Here is a 19,088-nt window from a genome sequence, read left to right as displayed (position 1 = left end):
AACATCGTAGGCCTGCACACGAAGGGCATATGATTGCACATCGTTAGAACGAATCATCTCTTTTATGATAAAAGGGCAAGTATAACTTTGAAACGAAAAGGGGAGTTTCCATGCGCAAGTTTTCCATGTTGCTGCTCAGCCTGATGCTGTCGGCCGCCATGCTGGCAGCCTGCAGCGGCAATAAAACGGCGGAAGAAAACAAAACCGGTACCGGTTCCCAGGGCACGGGCGAAACGGGGAGCAAAACCGAAGAGCCGGCCAAAACGGACGACATCTCGCAGAAAAAGATCACGATCAAGATCCACTATCCGCTGCCGGACCAGAAGGAAGCCAGAGCCCAGGAAGACGATAAAATCAAACGGTTTACGGAGAAATATCCGAACGTGACGATCGTCAAGGACGACTGGCAGTACAACGTGAACGAAATCGGCATCAAAATGGCTTCGAACGAGGCGCCGACGTTCTACAACACCTTCGCGACGGAAGCCCAAATGCTCGTCGAGCACGGCTGGGTGGCGGATATCAGCGATCTCTACAACAGCTGGGAATACAAGGACGAGATGAACCCGCTCCTGCAAAACCAGTTTATCGTGGACGGCAAAGTGTACGGCATCACGCAAAACGGTTACGTGACCTCCACCGTCATCAACAAAGGCCTTTTGGATGCCAAGCAGGTTCCATTGCCGGACATGGACTGGACGTGGGATGACATGTACAACACCGCCAAAGGCGCCACGGACGCCAAGAAGGGCATTTCGGGCATCGCGCCGATGGGCAAAGGCAACGAGGCCGGCTGGAACTGGACCAATTTCCTGTTTGAAGCCGGGGGCGAAATCCAAAACATCGAAGGCGAAAAATATACGGCGGCCTTCAACTCCGACGCCGGCGTCAAAGCGCTCGACTTCTACAAAAAGCTGAGATGGGAAGCGAACGCGATTCCGCAGGACTGGGCGCTAGGCTGGAGCGATGCGATTAACGCGTTCCAGCAGGGACGGACGGCCATGGTCATCGCCGGCGCATACGACATCATCGACTCCGCCTTGAACCAAGGCGGCCTCAAGCCTGAAAACGTCATTGCCTATCCGATGCCTGCGGCGGAAAAAGGCGGCAAGCATATCGGCATTTTGGGCGGCAACTATTTGGTCATCAACCCGAACGCGACGAAAGAAGAGCAGGAAATGGCTTTCCGTTACATCACGTTCGATTACTTCACGGATAAAGGCCTCGAAGCCCTCGACGCCAATATTCAGGAGCGCAAGGGCAAGAACAAATATTACGTGCCTGCTCCGCTGAACTACTTCAGCGACAACTCCGAATACGCGAAAAAGGTCAATGCCATCTACGCCAAATACGACAACGTCTACCATTACGACGAAAAAATGCTGAGCCTCATCGACGGCAAACCTGAGGCGCAGTACGGAACGCAGGACTATTACGGCGCCATGTCCAACGTCGTGCAGGAGTCCTTCTCGAAGAAAGGAACGGATTCGAAAGCGCAGCTGGACGCAGCGGCCAAACTCGTGCAGACGAAGTTTTTCGACCAGATCAAAGCGCAATAATCGATAACGCGATGAAAAAAGAGGTTCCACCGGGTCAAACACGGGCCGGTGGAACCTCTTTTTGGCATTCGGAATGCCGGGGCACTGTTAGAGAGCGCGCTTAAGAAGCACGGATGAACAACAGAAACGGAGGACGGCCGCGGTTAGGATTCCGCCTCCAGTCCTCCGTAACAATTGTTTTTTATTTAGGGGCTTCGGCGTGAAGGGACAATCTTCATCCCGCCGAAACCCGCGCGATCACCAGTTGTTGCCCGACGCCCGGATCACATGGAAATTCGGGCTTTTGTCTTCGCCGTAAATGGCTTTGATTCCGGGATTGTTCACTTTAACGTTGGTGAAGCTCGCCGTGCCGACGACCGGTCCTTGCCCGTCCTCCGCTTTGGCTACGAGCTTGATCCCGTAGCGGGTCGGTTGATTGATGTTGATGTTTTCCAGGCGAACGTTTTCCATCGGCAGATTTTCCGGAGATTTGGATTGGAACATGAGCCCAAAGTACACCGGTTGATTGATATCGACGTTTTTCACGAGAATGTTCTTGAAGCTCCGGTCGCCGCCATGGAACCAAATGGCTCCGAAGTTTTGATAATCATTGATTTTATCGTCAGCTCCGACGCTGGTCCAGAAATCCCCGCCCGTGCGATCCAGCGTGACGCCGTCGATGACGGTGTCCTGATCGCCGAAACCTAACGTGTTGTATCCGAAGCTTAGGCTGCTGATCGTGACGCCCGGGTAAGTCAGAGTGTCCGCCCCGTACAAATTCTGGAACAGGTTGCCTTGGCCGCCATACACGGCAAAAGCGGCGGCACGTCTGACGTTGGTGGCGGTAAGATTCGTGTACTTGTTGCCTACGTTGTAGGAGCCGCCCGCATCGATCGCGCTGAACAAGGCAAACGAATCGTCGCCGGTGCCGCGGGCATAGTTGTTGTCGATGACGTTGTAGGACGAACCGTTCGTCATGTTAATCCCGTCCGCAAACATGTTCTTGATCCGGTTGTTTTTGAACGTGTTGTGGGAGGAGTTCACGCCCCAATAGAGGCAGACGAAGTGCTCCGCCCAAACGTTCTCGATGGTGACGTTTTTCATGCCGTTTCCGTCGATGAATTTGCCCGGGCCGTCCTGCCGGTAGACATAGTTGCCCCAAGCGGATAAGTTTTTGATGGTTGAACCGTTGGCTTCCGATCCGATATTAAATCCGACATCGGTATTCGTTTGGTTTTGGGGAGCCATAAGCTTGGTATGCCATGGTCCGGCCCCGATGATTTCGGTCGCCCGGCCGTACAAATGGATTTTGGATGGAATCGTCCATTCGCCGGCAGGAATAAAGATTCCTTTTTTGGTGGGATCTTGCCTGAACTCGTTCAGCGCTTGCTCAATCGATTTGGTGTTCGACACCTGGACGTATTTGCTCGGATCCGGATTCGAAGCCGGCGGGGCGACGTTTTCCGTTTCGATCATATCCACGTAAATCCACGGCACGTCACCTGCGTCTTTTTGAATCTTGATTTTGGTTCCTTTCGGATAGACTTGGTCCAGCATGAGTTGGGCATCTTCATACAGCCAGTAAGCTTTGGAGCCCGAGTTGTCGTATCCCAGCCGTCCAAGCGTGGTTGGCGTAGCATATACGTACGAGTACTTGGAGGAGACGTTAAAGTTGCCTTTATCCACGCCGTCAACGTAAACGCTGATCGTTCCGCTGGTGTTTTCCGCTACGGCATTGCGAAGCACAAAGGCGTTAGCCGGCGAGGTAAGGGTAAACTCTACGTATTCCCCGTTGGCATCGAGATAAACGGCCGAACGCCCGGAAGCTTCGCCCGCAAAATCGCCCGGGATAAAGTTGGGGGCCAATTTCGTGCCGTTCGTCGGGTTGGAGGAAGATTCGGCTTCAAGAATGGTAAAAGGCATGTTTGCGCCCCGTCCGGCCTGATTGTCCCCCGAACCGAACCGGGTTACGGTGTTGCTTGGCTCGGAAGAATTGCCGGCGGCGTCTTTGGCAATGACGTAGTAGGCAACGGTTGCGTTTGCGGGTTGATTGTCCGTATAGGCGAGCGTCGATCCGCTTACGCTGCCGCGAAGCTGACCGTTCGCGAAGATGTCGTAACCGGTGACGCCCACGTTATCCGTTGACGCGTTCCAGGTGAGTTGGATGGTGTCTGCGGCGGGCTCAGTGAAGGTTAAATTTGTCGGGGCGGCAGGAGGTTCATGATCTCCGTCATCCGATGCGAAACGGATCCAGTTGATATTAAAATCATAGCCGCTGGCATAAATGCGGAGCGTTTGCGGTCCTGCGCTTAGCGTCACGTATGCGGTGACGGTTTGCCAATTTTGCCATCCGCCGGTGTTGGGCACCTTCGTGGAGGCAAGCGTCGTCGAGCCGGATTGAAGCTGAAGCTCGCCGGTGGAGACATTGCTGGCCACCCGATACTCTACGGCGTACGTGCCGGCAGTCTGCACGTCGACATCGTAATCCAGCCAGTCGCCGACATGAATCCATCCGACGTTCAGGCCGCCGCCCGCATCCGTCGTCGGTTCGGTTTGGATGCCGTTCATGGCGCTGTAGTTTTCCGCTTCGATTTTGCCCGGAATGGCCCAGGTTTCGCTAGCGGAAGTGCCATAAATTTCGACTTCCGAAAACTGTGCGGCCGGCCAGCCGGTATTGGCGGTGACGTTGATCCGGACAAAACGCGCATTGGCGGCGGGGATGTCGATCGTTACCGCATTGGAGGCATTCGGATCGAAAAGATAAGCAGCGGGTGCTTTCATCTCCGAGAAGTTGGTTCCGTCCGTGCTTCCTTGAACGGACAACGTCTGCGACCGGCTCTCCCATCCGGACGGCAGCTTCAATACGACTTGGTTGATCGAGGATTCTTTGCCGAGGTCGACCTGAACCCATTGCGGAAAGGCATTGTTGGTGCTTTCCCAATAGGTGCCCTGATTGCCGTCCGTGACATTGGACGCAACATATACGTCGGCATAACCCGACACCGTCGCAGGTTTGCCGGCGGCCAAATTTTGCGGTCCGGCGGCTTCGGCAGGACGAGGGGGTTCAGCAGCGATCAGGAACGTTCCTAATAACATGGTCAGGATGCAAACGCAGGCAATGATTCGTTTTTTGCTTCTCACGTTTTTCATTCTCCCTTACAATAGTTTTTTTCGAGCGGCTCTTAGTCCCTGTTGTGCCATTCTCGCGCTCCCGAAATGGAAGAAAAGTTCCTTTTATGCAAATGTAAGCGCTGCCTTAAACCGGGGGACACCTCCTTTTTTTTCATGATAATCAAGTACTGCATTATGATCATAAGGCAGTCTTTGCTTCGAATTGAAGTCGCATTTCTATCGACATTGTGTGCGGTATTATGAAATGCGGGCTGCTCCCAGATTAAGCGCAAGGCCCTCAATCCCGCCTGATCGCGGGGTTGAGGGCCTTGTTGTCCGCATCGGACGTGATTGAAGTTTCTCGTCCTGGACCATTTCACCGGTCCGTTCCCAGGGCTGCACCCGTCCGCCGTCCACCGTTTCGTAGTGGGTTATTCCGGCTTAGTGCTGCCTCGGTACGCGCCAATCGCTTGACTGCCGGAACATCGGTTCAAACGGCAGCAAAATTTTGACAGGCAGCGGATACGGGGAGTGAATGCATTGGAGCATCGTTTTTGCCGCAACGACCCCGAGCTCGAATGCCGGGATGTGGATGGTCGACAGCGGCGGCACCGTGTACCGCGACGGTTCGTTATCGTCAAAGCCGACAACGGCGAAGTCCTGCGGGATCCGGTAGCCCTTCTCCGATATGGCTCGCATCGCGGCCATGGCCATAATGTCGCTGGCTGCGAACACGGCCGTCGGCAGCTGCCCGGGCGGCTGTTCAAGGAATTTCAGCATCAGCCGGTAAGCATTGTCGGGCTCCCACTCGGCATTCAGGACATGCTGCCTTTGGACGGCGAGACCGGCCTGCTCCAGCGCGGTTTTGTAGCCGCGGTAACGCTTTTCCCGCTCAAAGTTGCCGGAAAGGCCGGTGCCGCCGATGAAAATGATATCGCGGTGGCCTTGGTCGATCAGATGCGCAACGGCCATGCGTGCAGCTTCGACCCGGTCGTAGGAGATCGTCGGGATGCTCGGGTCGGACACGTCGATGCCGACGATCTGTTTGACGTGCTTTTTCATATGGTTGTACATTTTTCCGTCGAGGCCTTCGATCAAAATGATTCCCTCGATCTGCGGATCGTCCGTCACTTCCCGCATAATTTCCGGCCGCTTCAGCTCCTCTTGCGTATGGGTAAAGGCGAGCTTATAGCCGTTTCTGGCCAATTCCTTGTCGATGCCTTCGCATATCACCGAAAAGTAGGGATGGTAATGGCGGTCCTGCATCGTCGATACGATGCAGCCGATTCCCTTGACCGTCGGAGACGGATCTTGTGAGGTCGGCTTGACGGGGTAGCCAAGGTCCCGTGCGGCATCCCAAATTTTTTGCTTGGTTTGGCTGTTGACCGAGCGGTTGGATTCGTTGGCCAGCACGCGGGAGACGGTGGAGATGGAGACGCCGACGCGTTCGGCTATATCTTTTAATGTGGGCATAACGTATAACCTGCCTTTTTTCGTTATGTCAGTCATGTTATTGCTTCTATTTTTGCGGCAAAATCCCACATTCTATGTTAAGTAAAAAGAGATACGAGGTCAACTGCATTTAGCGCAAATACAGAAAAAACACGCAAAAAATTTGCCGCAAAAAGTGAAAATTAAACCATTGACGTAATCCGATGAATGCGCTATATTTTCCATATGGATTGAGGCTCATTGCCATAGGTATTTGAATAAAGGTTGAAAGGAGGAGGAATGTGCGATCTTCTAGAATTGCGGCAATTTTATTATGTTTTTGCATGTATTTTGCAATATCGGGGTGCTCGGCAGGAGCGGGGTCGAACTCAAGCGTTGACGGCAAGGTAAAGCTGGTTTTCTGGGCGCATCAGGAAGACGCTTTCGTTGCGGCTTATGAGAAGCAGATCGAAGCCTACCAAAACGAGCACCCCAACGTCGAAATCAAATTTCAAACATTTCCTTACGAAATTTACAACCAGAAATTAAAAGCCTCTTTTTCGGCGAGGACCCCTCCCGACATTGCTGAAATGTTCGGTACATGGGTGCCGGAATATTCCCGTCACGGCGCGCTTGCCGAGCTTCCGGACGGGGAAACGCTGAGCAAGGAGTATTACCCGGCGCCTGTCGGCGGCTATATGCTGAACGGCAAACTGTACGGGCTGCCGATGGAGTACAACATCGAAAACGGCGGCATGCTCATTCACCCGCAGATGTTGAAGGAGAAGGGAATCGACCGCCCGCCGGCCACATGGGACGAACTCGTCGATGCCGCGAAGAAGCTGACCGTGCGGGACGGCAAAGGCATAAAAGTAAAGGGCTTCGATTTCGTATCCACCGATAACATCACCTTTTCGTTTCTTTCGCTCATTTTGCAGCAGAAGGGCCATTTCTGGGGCGAAAACGAGCACGTGAATTTCCAGACCCCCGAAGCGGTCAAAGCGATGGCGGCGCTTAAGGCGCTCGTCGCCGACGATAAAGTGGCGGATTTGACGACCTTTGGCAGCCAGCTGGATATCTCGGATTATTTTTTTCAAGGCAATTCCGCCATGACCTACCGCGGACCTTGGACGATCGCAGCGGGGCTGGATAACTACCAGGTGAAGGATTTCGATTATGTGCCCGTGCCCTCGTTCACCTCAGAGAAACCATTTTTTGCGGCGGAATCCGGTTGGGGAACCGTCGTCGCCCAGAAGAGCAGGGCGAAAGCGGAAGCGCTCGATTTCATTCAATTCATGGCGCAGAAGGATCGTCTGAAAGCATGGAATCTCGACACTTTTACCGTTCCGGCCAAGAAGGAAGTTGCGGCTGACCCGGAATTCGTCAAGGAAAACCCATATATGAAAACACCGCTCTCCGTCCTTCAGTACGGACAATGGATCGGTCCGATCGCGGACCGCGATTATTTCTTCAAGCAGGTGAATGATCATTTTCAACTGATCGCAGCGGGGAAAGAGAGCGTGGAAGACGGTCTCAAAACGATGGAGAGAGCGATAAACGATAGTCAGGACAACCATAAATGATCGGAGTGTCTGGATAATGAACGAAGCGACCGTAATAAGCGATAACAAGCGGGCAGGAATGCGAAAGAAGCCTGGCCGTTACCGCAACGAGCGGCGATTTGTATTCGCATTCTTAACGCCTGTGCTGCTGTTGTTCGGCCTGTTTGCCTTCCTTCCCATTGCGTGGAGCCTGATTTTGTCCTTGTTTCAATACAACCCGATGAGCGATCATGCCCGCTACGTCGGCGCGGCGAATTATTTGCGCATGTTTACGGACGGGGTTGTCCTTAAATCGCTGTGGGTCACGTTCAAATTCGTCTTCTTTACGGTGATTTCCAATCTCGTCATTACGCTAGCGATCGCGACGGCGATTCAGCGGGTGCGGGTACGCTGGCTTAAGGATTTGTTCCGCACCGTGTTTTTCCTCCCGACCATTGCTCCGCTTGCCGGAACGGCCATCGTCTGGAGCACGATGTTCAATTACCAGAACGGCTTGTTCAACATGATCCTCGGCGAGCTTCACATCGCGCCCGTACAATGGCTGAGCGATCCGCATTACGCGTTGCTGTCGGTCATCATGATGACGTTGTGGGCCGATATCGGATACAACATCGTCCTGTTCATGGCGGGCCTTGATTCGATTCCGGAAATGTACTATGAAGCCGCCATTTTGGACGGGGCGAACCGATGGCATTTATTCCGCCATGTGACGCTGCCGTTGTTAAGCAGATCGACGCTGTTCGTCACGATTACAACCGTTATTTCTTATTTTCAAGCATTTCCGCAGTTCCAGATCATGACCAAGGGCGAGCCTTTCAACGAAACGAGGGTACTTGCGCTGCAAATTTACGACCAGGCCTTTTCCAATTCGAATATGGGCTATGCGTCGGCTTTGGCCACCTTGTTCCTCGTGATTATATTAATCGTCACTGTGCTGCAATTGAGATTGGGCCGTACGCAGTGGGAATATTGAAAGGAGTCTGAAAACGTATGCGTCGCAAAAATGTCTGGCTTGATACTGCCGTCACGGCCTTGCTCGCGGTAGCAGCCTGTGTCATGCTGGTCCCCTATCTGTGGATGGTGCTTTCGTCGTTCAAGAGCAACATGGACATCATTTCGGGCTCAGGCGGCTTTTGGCCCAAGCATCCCAGCCTGGACGGCTATCGTACGGTGTTTGCGGACGCTCCCTTCGGCCTCTGGCTCTTGAACAGCGCCGTCACTTCGGTCATCATCACGGCCGCCACCCTGTTCACCAGCGCGCTTGCCGGATACGTATTCGCCAAACATCAGTTTCGCGGCAAACGGATTTGGTTTCTGCTGATCCTGGCTACGATGATGATTCCGTTCCAGGTCATCATGATTCCGACGTATTTGATTACGGCCAAGCTGGGGCTCGTCAACAATCTGGCCGCGATCGTTTTGCCGAATCTTGTCAGTTCTTACGGCGTGTTTCTGGCAAAGCAGTTTATCGAGGAGATTCCGAACGACTTGCTCGAGGCTGCGAGAATCGATGGGGCGGGCGAACTGAAGCTGATGGTCCGCATCATCGCGCCGCTAATTTTTCCGATGTTGTCCGCACTGGGGATCTTTACGTTCATGAATGCATGGAACAACTACTTATGGCCGCTCATCGTGCTGAACGATACCGAAAAAATGACGGTTCCGCTTGCGCTGGTCTATTTTAACGGCACCCACGTCGTCAATTACAATGTCGTCATGTCGGCGGCCGTCTTAATCACGATTCCCGTCATCGTCGTGTTCCTGATTTTCCAAAAGCAGTTCGTTAAAGGTTTGACGATGACCGGCATGAAATAAACAAAATGGAGAGAGAACTTATGACAAAAATAACGATTATCGGCGCAGGCAGCGCTTTTACGCAAGAGATTGCCGTGGATATTTTGAACATCGAAGGCGTGGAGGGCGGTACGATCGCGCTTGTCGACATCGATGCGGACCGGCTGGAAATTGCCCGGAAGCTCGTTCTCAAAATCATCGAAATGACCGGGAAACGATGGGACGTCATCGCCTCCGTCGACCGCAGAGAGGTGCTCTCCGGATCCCGTTTTGTCATCAATCAGATCGAAGTCGGCGGACTGCAGACCGTTCGGTATGAATACGAAATTCCGTTGAAATACGGCGTGAATCAATGCATCGGCGATACGCTGGGCCCCGGCGGTTTGTTCAAAACGCTGCGAACGCTGCCGAGCTGGATGGACATCGTGCGGGATATCGAGGAGTTGTGCCCGGATTGTATCATTTTGAACTATACCAACCCGATGTCGGCCGTTACGCTGCTCACTTCCCGGATCACCGAGATCCCGGTCGTCGGCTTGTGCCACTCGATCCAGAATACATCGCGACAGCTTGCCAAATACGCCGGTGTTCCTTACGAAGAGATGCAGTGGAGAGCCGGGGGCATCAACCATATGTCCTGGTTCGTGGAGCTGACGCATCAAGGCAAAGATTTATATCCGGTGCTTCGCGAAAAAATCAAGGACCCCGATCTGCTGAAAAAAGATCCCGTGCGTTTTGACGCGATGAAGTACTTGGGGGCATTCGTCTCGGAATCGAGCGGACATTTCTCCGAATATATTCCGTATTACCGCAAACGGCAGGATTTGATCGACCAGCATTGCAGTTCCGGTTATAATGGAGCGACCGGTTTTTATGCCAATAACTGGCCGATCTGGCGCAAGGAAAACGACGAGCAGATCTTGCAGAAGCTTGAAGGAAAGCTTCCGATCAGCCTGGAATCCAGCAATGAATATGCGGCGATCATCATCGAAGCGATGCTGAAGAACGAACCGAAAGTGATTTACGGCAACGTGCCGAACGAGGGGCTTATTCATAATTTGCCGCAAAACGGCGTCGTCGAGGTGGCATGCATGATCGACCGGAACGGCATAAACCCTTGCCGGTTCGGCGAGCTGCCGGAGCATTTGGCCGCGCTCTGCCGCTCCAATATGGCATTTTTCGAACTGGCCGTCGGCGCCGTGCTCGAAAACGACAAGGACATGGCGCGGCATGCGCTTATGGTGGATCCATTGTCCGCCGCCGTATGTTCCCTTAAAGAAATCAGCGACATGTTCGAGGAACTCTACGAAGCGGAGCGGGATTTCATCCCGGATTTGCGATGAGCGGAGCGGGAAATGGGGGGACCGCCCCTACTGTCGTCATCGTCGGTGAATTGAACGTGGATGTCATCGTTACGGGCAGCGACGTTATACCGGAATGGAACCGGGAGAAAATCGTCGACGGCTTTCGGGTCGTCCTCGGTTCTTCCTCGGCCATCACCGCCTGCGCTCTTGCCAGCCTCGGGGCGGACGTCAGGTTCGTCAGCGTCGTTGGCGACGACGATTTCGGGACGTTCTGCGTTTCGGAATTAAAGCGGATGGGAGTGGATACGGAACATGTCGTCCGTTTGCCCGGCGTGCAAACGGGCGTGACGATGTCCTTTTCGACGCCGTCGGACCGCGGCCTGCTTACTTACCCGGGAAGCATCCCGCTGGTCGGGCCGGATCACATCCCGGAGTCGCTCCTGAAGGAAGCAAACCACCTTCACTTCGGTTCCTATTATCTGCAGGACGCCATGAGGCCGCATTGGCCGCAACTGTTTCAGCGGGCGCAGCGCCGCGGCGTCAGCACTTCGTTCGACACGGGGTGGGACGTAAGGAATGCATGGGATCGGGAAGGAATATGCGCGTTGTTGGCCCATACCGATTTGTTTATTCCGAGCGAGGAAGAGATTCTGCATATTTTCGAGGCAGCGTCTCTCGGCCAAGCGTTCGCGAAAATCCCTCCGACTACAGGCCGCATTGCCGTTAAGCAAGGGTCCAAAGGAGCTTCGCTGCGCGAACCGGACGGTTCGGTGATCCTTGCGGAGCCATACCGCGTGTCGCCCGTCGATACGACGGGGGCGGGGGATTGCTTTAATGCCGGCATCATTTACGGATACTTGCATGGAAAAACGGCCAAACCGCTGCTCCGATATGCCAATGCGTGCGGCGCTTTGTCGACGCTCAGCGTGGGCGGCACCGGCTGCTTGCCGACGGCGGAGGGCGTCGCCCGTTTGCAGGAGGAAGGATAGTGTGCAGCTTTTATGATGCACTAATTTCGGTTTCATGGATATGAAATGAACTGCAGCCGATATAAAAAAGGAGCGGTTCTGCAAACTTGTTTTTAAAAAACTATATTGAAGGAGCTGACTGAAATCATGTTGAAATTCGGTAAACGTATAATCATGGGTCTGAGTATTGCCGCCTTGGCGTTCTCTCTTGGGAATGCGGCACCATCCAAAGCTGCGGCGGATGGAGCCGAGTATTACGTATCTCCAAGCGGCAGCGATGCGAATGCAGGAACGCTGAGTTCTCCATGGAAAACGCTGCAGCACGCAGCCGACGTTGCCGAGCCCGGCAGCACGGTCTACGTCCGCGGCGGCGTGTATAACCAAAAGCTGAAAATCACCCGTTCCGGGTCCGCGGAGCAAGGCGCGATCACGTTTTCGAATTATGCGTCTGAGGTACCGATTATCGACGGCACCGGACTTTCGGTGAGCGGCAAGGAAGGAATCGTTGACCTGACCGACGCCAATTACATCACGATCAACGGCTTTGAAATCCGGAATTATGCGACCGCCAAAAACGGCGTCATGCCGGTCGGCATCTATGTGCACGGCTCGGGCAGCTACATAACCTTATCGAACAATAAGGTCCATGACATCAAAAATACCGCTACCCCGAAAGGGGAGGACTTGGAAGGCAGGGATGCGCACGGGATCGCCGTATACGGCACGAAAGCGCCGGATTCCATCCACAACATTACGATCGACGGCAACGAGCTTTACGATCTCGTGCTCGGCTCCAGCGAATCGCTGGTGGTGAACGGCAACGTCGATACGTTCCATATTACGAACAATGTGATCCACGACAACGATAACATCGGGATCGATGTCATCGGATTTGAAGGCAAGTCCCCGAACGCCGCCTACGACCAGGCGCGAAACGGACTTATCAAAGGCAACAGAATCTACAATATCACGTCCGCCGACAATCCGTCCTACGAGAAAGGCAGCACCGAAGCGGGCGGCATTTACGTCGATGGCGGCAAAGACAGCATCATCGAGCAGAACTACAGCTACAACAACGACATCGGCGTCGAAATCGCATCCGAACATGCCGGCAGGTCGACCAGCAACATTACGGTGCGCAGCAATATGATTTACCAAAATCGCTTGACCGGCATTGCCATGGGCGGATATGACACGGAACGCGGCTCCACCAAGAATTGCAACATCGTCAACAATACGCTTTATAAAAACGATTCCTTGGGCGAAGGAAACGGCCAACTATACGTTCAGTACGATACGGAAAACAACGTTATCAAAAACAACATCATGGTGGCCAGCTCCTCCGATGTCCTCATCTATAACGAGTACACGAAAAATACGGGGAATATCGTCGATTATAACCTTTACTTCGCGCCAGGGGGCAGTTCCGACGCATCGTGGACATGGAAAAACAAAGAGTACACCGGCTTCTCGGCGTATAAATCCAAAACAGGCAACGACGCGCACTCCATTTTTGCCGATCCGAAGTTCCTGAACGTTTCGAATAACGATTTTCATCTTCAGCCTACGTCGCCGGCGATCGATGCCGGCTCGACGGATACGGCCATCATTGGGGAATATGATATCGACGGCCAAGCCAGAGTGCAAGGTTCAGCCGTGAATATCGGGGCGGATGAATAGGGATAGATCGCATATTTTCTAATTGCGATTGCGGCCCCATTCGGCTCAAGACGACTTGCGTCGAACCTTTATGCTCATTGAGCATAAAGGTTCTTTTTTTTGCTGTGGATGAAACGCGCTTTGTTAGATCCCGCCTTGAACTCTTTGTTATTTTGTATTATGTTTGCTTGGACATTCCGTAATAAATAGGCGTGGCGCAAACCCCAACAATCGAGAACGAAGGGAGAACGTTTAATTTGGTCATCAAAATTTCCAGGGAACAAAAAGCGGCTATTGCCGATAAAGTGCAGGCCTACTTCGAGGAGGAGCGTTCCGAAAGCATCGGGCAGCTGGCAGCGGAACAGATCATCGATTTTATGATCGGCGAGCTTGGACCGTTCATATATAATCAGGGCATCGCGGATGCCAGGGCCATGATTGCCGAGAAAATGGCTCAAATCGACGACGAGCTGTATGCGCTCGAGAAGCCGGTCATGCATCGGAGAAGCTAGAAGCTGCACGTTACCGGAACATTTTTGTGATCCTGAAACGCTGCAAGCAGGCGGCCGCCGATCGTTCGGATAAAATGGGACCGGTCGGTTCGGTTGACTTTATCCGCCGATGAAATTATGATGTAGTGGTTGTACTTTGTCCATCAAACTAAGGAGGGTTGTTGAATTATGGGTGTAATTAATCGTTCCCGTGCTTTGAACAAGTAATTAAATACGTTCAAAGGCTCTGTTTTTCGCTTACAGAGTAAACGGGATTCGTCTGCCCATTTTTAACGATCTTCATCTTTCATATGTTGTTCATGCGTTGAAGAAAGACGGGATATCCTTGTCTTTCTTTTTGTTTTTTTGTCGTGTTAAAGATGCTGCTTCTTCCTGAAACGAAGACGGCTTTTCTTTGTCATCTTGTTTTTTTAGGAGCGTTGAGATCTTTTTGACCCCAATGCGATCCCGTTTACCGTAAGCCGCGAGACGTCCGTGTCAGCGGCTTTTTGTGTTGCGATCAGAGCCGGCGGCGAATTCGTTCAGCGAAGGGATCGTGAAAACAATGACGAAAAGAAAAATGAACAAGTATGCGGAACATAGAACATGGCCATCAGAAGCTCCGAATTTCAGCGGGCAGCATTTCATTCACAACAAGCGTTTATTAAAGGAACTGGTACGTCTGGCTCAACTTTCCGACGATGATTTCGTGTTGGAATTGGGCGCCGGGAAGGGGGCCATCACCACCGTGTTAAGCGAGCAAGCAGGGAAAGTGATCGCCGTGGAATACGATCCGAAGCTGGCAAACAAGCTGGAACAGCTTCGAATGCGGAACGTAAAGGTGGTCCGGCAGGATATATTGCGCGTCCCGCTGCCTAAATTGCCGTTTGTCGTCGTTTCCAACATACCTTTCGCCATCACGACAAGCATTATGAAAATGCTCTTTGACAATCCCAAAAATCAGGTCCAAAGGGCGGTTATCATCATGGAGAAGGGGGCGGCGAAACGGTTTGCTTCCAGTCATGTCAAAGATCCATATGTGGCCGCGTGGAAAATGTTCTTTGACATCCGTTACGTTAAAGGGGTTTCAAGAGAAAATTTCTCTCCTCCCCCGAAAGTGGACTGTGCCATCATAACGGTTAGCCGGAAGAAGGTGCCCATGGTTCCAATAAAAGATTTTTCCGTTTTTCGGGGGTTGGCCGATTACATGCTTAAAAAACCTCAATTACCGGTGGATTGGGCTTTGAGAGGGATTTTTACGCCGCCGCAAATCAAAAATATAAAGCGCAATCTCGGCATAAAACAGGAGGCTCCCGTCGCATTCTTATCCGAGTCGCAATGGGCGGGCATTTTCGAGGCCATGATCAAACATGCGCCAAGATTCAGATGGCCGAAGGTTCAAAAGGCAAAATAGGAACGGTACCATACCGATTCGGCGGCAAGCTGCTGCGTTTTGTATTCTGGATAAAGTAGTAATGAGTGAGGGCTTAGGGATCAATACATTCGGCCATTGTTTTTACGGTCCTTTTTTTGGGTAAAAACTACCTGATGCAGCATTGGTCAGCAGGCTGCAAGTTTTACGTGGAAGGTAGGTCGATCGATATGATGTCCCATGAGCAAATTCAGCAATGTATGGATTCGTGTCTGCAATGCATGGTCGCCTGCAGCATCTGTTATGATGCCTGCCTGAAAGAAAACGACATCGGCATGATGAGGGATTGCATCCGTTTGGACCGCGAGTGCGCGGATGTGTGCGAGTTGGCGGCCAAATCCATTTCCCAGGGCAGTCCCTTCGTAAGGGAAATATGCGCATTATGCGCCGACGTTTGCGAAGCATGCGGGAAAGAGTGCGGAAAACATATGCATGAGCATTGCAAACGATGCGCGGAAGCGTGTTTTGCTTGCGCTAAGGCATGCCGGAATATGGCGGCTTAACGGGCAGGAAGAAAGCGAGATCGGCTTGGCAGCGCAGCGCTCCATGGTTACGAAATAGTGTTTATATGACATGAAAGTGCGTACTTCGCAAAGCGGCGTTTTCGTTGCACAATGGGAGCATATCAAGAACAGCCAAAAAGGAGCCGAGTTGCCACGCATCACCCGTCTGTCCACCAAGAACGAAAAGTCGCGCTGGCCGTTGGCGCCAACGGCGTCAGCGGCCGCTCCGGGCTTGCGGCATATTAGTTTGATGCAGGGATACAAAGTGTACGGAGCGCATTTGGGTCCGTTCAAAACCCCGGCGCGGGAGACGGACGCCGGCCATATGCCGCCCGAGTTTAGCGCGGATCAGCAAAATTACCCAGGCCGAAAATCGCCGGTTACTTCGGTCTCGAGACGTTCCCCCGCTGCAGATGTCGCTGGAAGTCATCATGGCGGACAAAAAACCGCTGTGGAATGAAATGGTGAAGAAATACGGACTTGAGCCGCATTCTTATCAGAAGGTGTCCTCCTAGCGGTTTGGCGACTGCGTTTTTTCCTGGGACTATGACTTTTTCGCCGACGGCTCCAAAGCCCGCCGTTTCGGCTTTCATGAATTCGTGGATAAGGAAGAGATTTTTATGGGCATTTTTGACGAATTGCGCTGTCTTAAAGTCATACCCTAACGGCAGGGCGTAACAAAAAAGGCTGTTCCCAAGCTGGCTTCAACGGGAACGGCCTTTATGCGTTTTTACCGGGAGGCTTCGAGCTCGCGGCTTTGCAGCACGGCGGCTTTGCCGTCGTATTTTTGTTCGATATGGGTGTCACCCCATCTGCACATCATGTACAGGATCTCTTTGAGCGTCCAACCGTAATCGGTTAGCTCGTATTCGACTTTGGGCAGCACCTCGTTATAGACGATGCGGGATATCACGCCTTCGTCCTCCAATTCCCGAAGATGCTGCGTCAGCGTTTTTTGGGTGATGGACGGAATCAATTTCATGAGCTCGTTATTGCGCTTTTTTCCGACTGTCAGATGAAAAAGGATCACTGGTTTCCACTTGCCGCCGATCACCTCAAGCGTTGCTTACACTGCCGTATTGAACACTTTTACGGGTTCTTCCATACTTAACGCCTCCCACTCGATCGGAGCATGATAAATCCAATATAGCATGAAAAAAACTTTTTATGGCAGGATCCCCTTACCGGGATCGCGTTTTTTATCGCGTCGAGGCTCTCTGCCCCCTTTGTCCCTTTTTGGATCAGGCGCGCGGGCCGTCCGTTGTTTTAGTTTCGGCTTGACCGCTGCCCGTTTTCCCGCCGTCTTTTTTATTTTTTTTGAAGCATCCTCAAAATTTCGAGCAGCAAGAGGTTTAAACTGATCCATACCCCTCCAAAAATTCAGTTCTCAATTTGGAATTATGCAAAATTCTCACTCATCAATCCAAGAGTTTTTTATGATTGTTAGTTCATTGTTTTGATGGCTTGCTTCCAATTACTGTGAACGTTAAACACCAATATATCAGAATATTAGGTAAATAGACCCATTTAAAGGTACTATATGGATATTACAAAAATATGGAATTATATCGATAAAATAGGTGTGTGTATTTTTTCCAAAGAAGATAAATTCAAGAAACATCGAATGAAATCTTCTTTAATGGTAAAGGAGGAGTATTATACTCAATGAAGTGGAAAAAAGTATTTATCCTGAATTTCGAAAGTAACATCGTCTGAAAAACAAGAAAAGGGCTCCAATTCTTTGGTAGAATGGTGTTTGTCCAGAACATCACCTACAAAGAAAGGAGCACCTTTTAGATGAAGTCTACCACACCCGTCAGCAAAATCAAGACCGAATTTACCTTGCAAAACGCCTCAAATGTTGGAGGAAGCAAAATCTTTCTGGAATATCTCGAAAAAATCAAGCTCGGTAAGGCTTTGCAGAATTTAAATTGTACCAAGCAAGGCAATTCCCTGTTCCCTGTTTTCCGCATCCTGCTCTATCTCATTGTCGGCTGGATACTCGGATGCGAACGCCTCTTTCATTTCCGCAGGCTGCAACATGACGCGCTCATCCGGCGGTTTCTCGGCGGGCGCTGTCCGCATCACACCCTGCTGTATAAGGAACTGGATCGACTCAGCAAGACCCGCCCAACCTTAACGCTGGATTTGCGAAAGCTGAATCAGCAGATTATTGCACCCTGTCTGCCTTCTGAACTCATCGTGGACCTAGACTCCACGGTAGAAACGGTATACGGTCACCAAGAGGGGGCGGCAGTCGGCACGAATCCCCACAAACCCGGACGTAAAAGTTACCATCCGCTGATGGCGTTTGAGGGCCAGTCGCGCCTGTGCCTGAATGCAGTACTGCGTGCTGGGAATACGCACGCTTCCACCGATGCAGCCGCCTTCCTCCGTCAGATCTTTGAGTTGCTTGGTGACCGTCCGGTAAAGTACGCCCGGTTTGACAAGGGATTTGGCGGCGAAGACTTCTACAGCCTATGGGAAGCCAAGCGAATCGGGTATGTCGGGAAATTGAAATGGACGCAGCGACTTCAGGCCGAAGTAGGGCGATGCCGCTACTGGAAGCGGTTTGTCGATGAGGATTGGGTCATCGAGGGGATCACCCTGATCTACCAAGCCACCTCATGGAAGAAACCGCGCCGCGTTGTGGTGATTCGTAAAGCGCAGGTGTTTGACGGCGATCAAGCTCGGCTTCTCCTCGATACGGACTGGCATTACGAAGCGATCGTCACCAATCTCGAGTGGGAGCCGATCGACCTTTGGCGCTTTTACAACCAGCGTTGCTGCATGGAGAACTATATCAAAGAAGCCAAACGCGGCTTTTCCATCGATCGAATCGCTACCGGTGACTTTACCGCTAATGAAATCGACCTGCTCATCAAGCTGCTCGCCTACAATCTCTACGAGAGATTCAAGCGAGACTGTTGCGAACCGGTCCATCAAGGGTATACGATTGCCCGGTTCCGTCTAGAGTTTTTCCACTGTGCAGCTACGATGATTCAGCATAGCCGACAAGTCGTTCTGAAACTGGCTAAAGATTTCGCGAACCGCTGCGCCTGGCAACGTATCGCCGCCAAAGTCGCTGCCTTAGAATGACGTTTACCACAAATTAACATGGAAACCGTTTAGCCCTGTCTTATGGGGAGGGGGAAAGACTACCCTCTTTTCAGAATCGTCGCGTAATCCACTGGGTATTTCCCTGTTTATTACAGTTGTTGCCTACTAATCCTGCTACAAACTGGCCACCATTATGGGCTTTCGAAATTCAGGATAAGTTTTCTTTTGATGGAAT

The 19,088-nt window shown here is 52.0% G+C and carries 15 protein-coding genes and 1 pseudogene; 12 read left to right on the top strand and 4 right to left on the bottom strand.

What is annotated here, in order from left to right; all coding sequences use genetic code 11:
* The first annotated feature begins 110 nt into the window (after window positions 1-110).
* Window positions 111-1,559 (top strand): ABC transporter substrate-binding protein, encoded by a 1,449-nt coding sequence (locus tag NYE48_RS24285; RefSeq protein WP_341000223.1) that lies wholly within the window; start codon window positions 111-113, stop codon window positions 1,557-1,559.
* 237 nt (window positions 1,560-1,796) lie between these two features.
* On the opposite strand, the gene NYE48_RS24280 is transcribed toward NYE48_RS24285, so the two are convergent.
* Both NYE48_RS24280 and NYE48_RS24275 read right to left on the bottom strand, forming a co-directional pair.
* Complete coding sequence (locus NYE48_RS24280; RefSeq protein WP_341000222.1) at window positions 1,797-4,688, bottom strand: carbohydrate-binding protein; 2,892 nt, start codon at window positions 4,686-4,688, stop codon at window positions 1,797-1,799.
* Between the two features lie 402 nt (window positions 4,689-5,090).
* Entirely contained in the window at window positions 5,091-6,122 is a 1,032-nt protein-coding gene (locus NYE48_RS24275; RefSeq protein ID WP_212952270.1) for a LacI family DNA-binding transcriptional regulator, read from the bottom strand.
* Window positions 6,123-6,382: 260 nt separating this feature from the next.
* Between NYE48_RS24275 and NYE48_RS24270 the strand changes: the two genes are divergently transcribed.
* From NYE48_RS24270 to NYE48_RS28270, 10 genes and pseudogenes are all read left to right on the top strand, one after another.
* On the top strand, window positions 6,383-7,663 hold the full coding sequence (locus NYE48_RS24270; RefSeq protein WP_246537208.1) for an ABC transporter substrate-binding protein: 1,281 nt from the start codon (window positions 6,383-6,385) through the stop codon (window positions 7,661-7,663).
* Window positions 7,664-7,721: 58 nt separating this feature from the next.
* Window positions 7,722-8,615 carry a carbohydrate ABC transporter permease gene (locus tag NYE48_RS24265; protein WP_246537210.1) on the top strand — a complete coding sequence of 298 codons (894 nt, stop codon included), beginning with the start codon at window positions 7,722-7,724 and terminating at the stop codon, window positions 8,613-8,615.
* A gap of 17 nt (window positions 8,616-8,632) precedes the next feature.
* Complete coding sequence (locus tag NYE48_RS24260; protein ID WP_212952272.1) at window positions 8,633-9,457, top strand: carbohydrate ABC transporter permease; 825 nt, start codon at window positions 8,633-8,635, stop codon at window positions 9,455-9,457.
* 20 nt (window positions 9,458-9,477) lie between these two features.
* Complete coding sequence (melA, locus tag NYE48_RS24255; protein ID WP_341000221.1) at window positions 9,478-10,779, top strand: alpha-galactosidase; 1,302 nt, start codon at window positions 9,478-9,480, stop codon at window positions 10,777-10,779.
* A complete protein-coding gene (locus tag NYE48_RS24250) occupies window positions 10,776-11,729 on the top strand; it encodes a carbohydrate kinase family protein (protein ID WP_212952274.1) in 954 nt (317 codons plus the stop codon). Before melA ends, NYE48_RS24250 begins: the two co-directional genes overlap by 4 nt.
* A 126-nt stretch (window positions 11,730-11,855) precedes the next feature.
* Window positions 11,856-13,388, top strand: a complete 1,533-nt coding sequence (locus NYE48_RS24245) for a right-handed parallel beta-helix repeat-containing protein (protein WP_212952275.1) — start codon at window positions 11,856-11,858, stop codon at window positions 13,386-13,388.
* Window positions 13,389-13,624: 236 nt separating this feature from the next.
* Complete coding sequence (locus NYE48_RS24240; protein WP_341000220.1) at window positions 13,625-13,879, top strand: DUF2164 domain-containing protein; 255 nt, start codon at window positions 13,625-13,627, stop codon at window positions 13,877-13,879.
* A gap of 535 nt (window positions 13,880-14,414) precedes the next feature.
* On the top strand, window positions 14,415-15,272 hold the full coding sequence (gene erm / locus NYE48_RS24235) for a 23S ribosomal RNA methyltransferase Erm (RefSeq protein ID WP_341000726.1): 858 nt from the start codon (window positions 14,415-14,417) through the stop codon (window positions 15,270-15,272).
* A 191-nt stretch (window positions 15,273-15,463) separates the two neighbouring features.
* Window positions 15,464-15,793, top strand: coding sequence for a four-helix bundle copper-binding protein (locus NYE48_RS24230; protein WP_341000725.1), 330 nt, complete (start codon window positions 15,464-15,466; stop codon window positions 15,791-15,793).
* 223 nt (window positions 15,794-16,016) lie between these two features.
* Window positions 16,017-16,458: pseudogene (locus NYE48_RS28270) on the top strand (NAD-dependent dehydratase); the annotation flags it as partial.
* 65 nt (window positions 16,459-16,523) lie between these two features.
* Here the strand turns inward: NYE48_RS28270 and NYE48_RS24225 are convergent.
* The gene (locus NYE48_RS24225) at window positions 16,524-16,847 is read right to left on the bottom strand and encodes a winged helix-turn-helix transcriptional regulator (RefSeq protein ID WP_341000219.1); all 324 of its coding nucleotides are present in this window, start codon (window positions 16,845-16,847) and stop codon (window positions 16,524-16,526) included.
* Window positions 16,848-16,958: 111 nt separating this feature from the next.
* A complete protein-coding gene (locus NYE48_RS24220) occupies window positions 16,959-17,159 on the bottom strand; it encodes a hypothetical protein (RefSeq protein ID WP_212952278.1) in 201 nt (66 codons plus the stop codon).
* A 431-nt stretch (window positions 17,160-17,590) separates the two neighbouring features.
* Here NYE48_RS24220 and NYE48_RS24215 point away from each other — a divergent pair, with 431 nt between their 5' ends.
* A complete protein-coding gene (locus tag NYE48_RS24215) occupies window positions 17,591-18,892 on the top strand; it encodes an IS1380 family transposase (RefSeq protein WP_120463466.1) in 1,302 nt (433 codons plus the stop codon).
* Window positions 18,893-19,088: the final 196 nt, after the last annotated feature.

The organism is Paenibacillus sp. FSL M7-1455, assembly GCF_038004655.1.
GTDB classification, from domain to species: Bacteria; Bacillota; Bacilli; order Paenibacillales; family Paenibacillaceae; genus Paenibacillus_AQ; species Paenibacillus_AQ cookii.
This window is presented reverse-complemented; position numbering and strand designations above follow the sequence as displayed.

What these genes read in the sequence shown, in the direction of transcription:
- NYE48_RS24285 (WP_341000223.1), top strand. Translation starts at nt 111, where the DNA reads ATGCGCAAGTTTTCCATGTTGCTGCTCAGCCTGATGCTGTCGGCCGCC.
- NYE48_RS24280 (WP_341000222.1), bottom strand. Translation starts at nt 4,688, where the DNA reads ATGAAAAACGTGAGAAGCAAAAAACGAATCATTGCCTGCGTTTGCATC.
- NYE48_RS24275 (WP_212952270.1), bottom strand. Translation starts at nt 6,122, where the DNA reads ATGCCCACATTAAAAGATATAGCCGAACGCGTCGGCGTCTCCATCTCC.
- NYE48_RS24265 (WP_246537210.1), top strand. Translation starts at nt 7,722, where the DNA reads ATGCGAAAGAAGCCTGGCCGTTACCGCAACGAGCGGCGATTTGTATTC.
- NYE48_RS24260 (WP_212952272.1), top strand. Translation starts at nt 8,633, where the DNA reads ATGCGTCGCAAAAATGTCTGGCTTGATACTGCCGTCACGGCCTTGCTC.
- melA (WP_341000221.1), top strand. Translation starts at nt 9,478, where the DNA reads ATGACAAAAATAACGATTATCGGCGCAGGCAGCGCTTTTACGCAAGAG.
- NYE48_RS24250 (WP_212952274.1), top strand. Translation starts at nt 10,776, where the DNA reads ATGAGCGGAGCGGGAAATGGGGGGACCGCCCCTACTGTCGTCATCGTC.
- NYE48_RS24245 (WP_212952275.1), top strand. Translation starts at nt 11,856, where the DNA reads ATGTTGAAATTCGGTAAACGTATAATCATGGGTCTGAGTATTGCCGCC.
- NYE48_RS24230 (WP_341000725.1), top strand. Translation starts at nt 15,464, where the DNA reads ATGTCCCATGAGCAAATTCAGCAATGTATGGATTCGTGTCTGCAATGC.
- NYE48_RS24220 (WP_212952278.1), bottom strand. Translation starts at nt 17,159, where the DNA reads ATGGATCAGTTTAAACCTCTTGCTGCTCGAAATTTTGAGGATGCTTCA.
- NYE48_RS24215 (WP_120463466.1), top strand. Translation starts at nt 17,591, where the DNA reads ATGAAGTCTACCACACCCGTCAGCAAAATCAAGACCGAATTTACCTTG.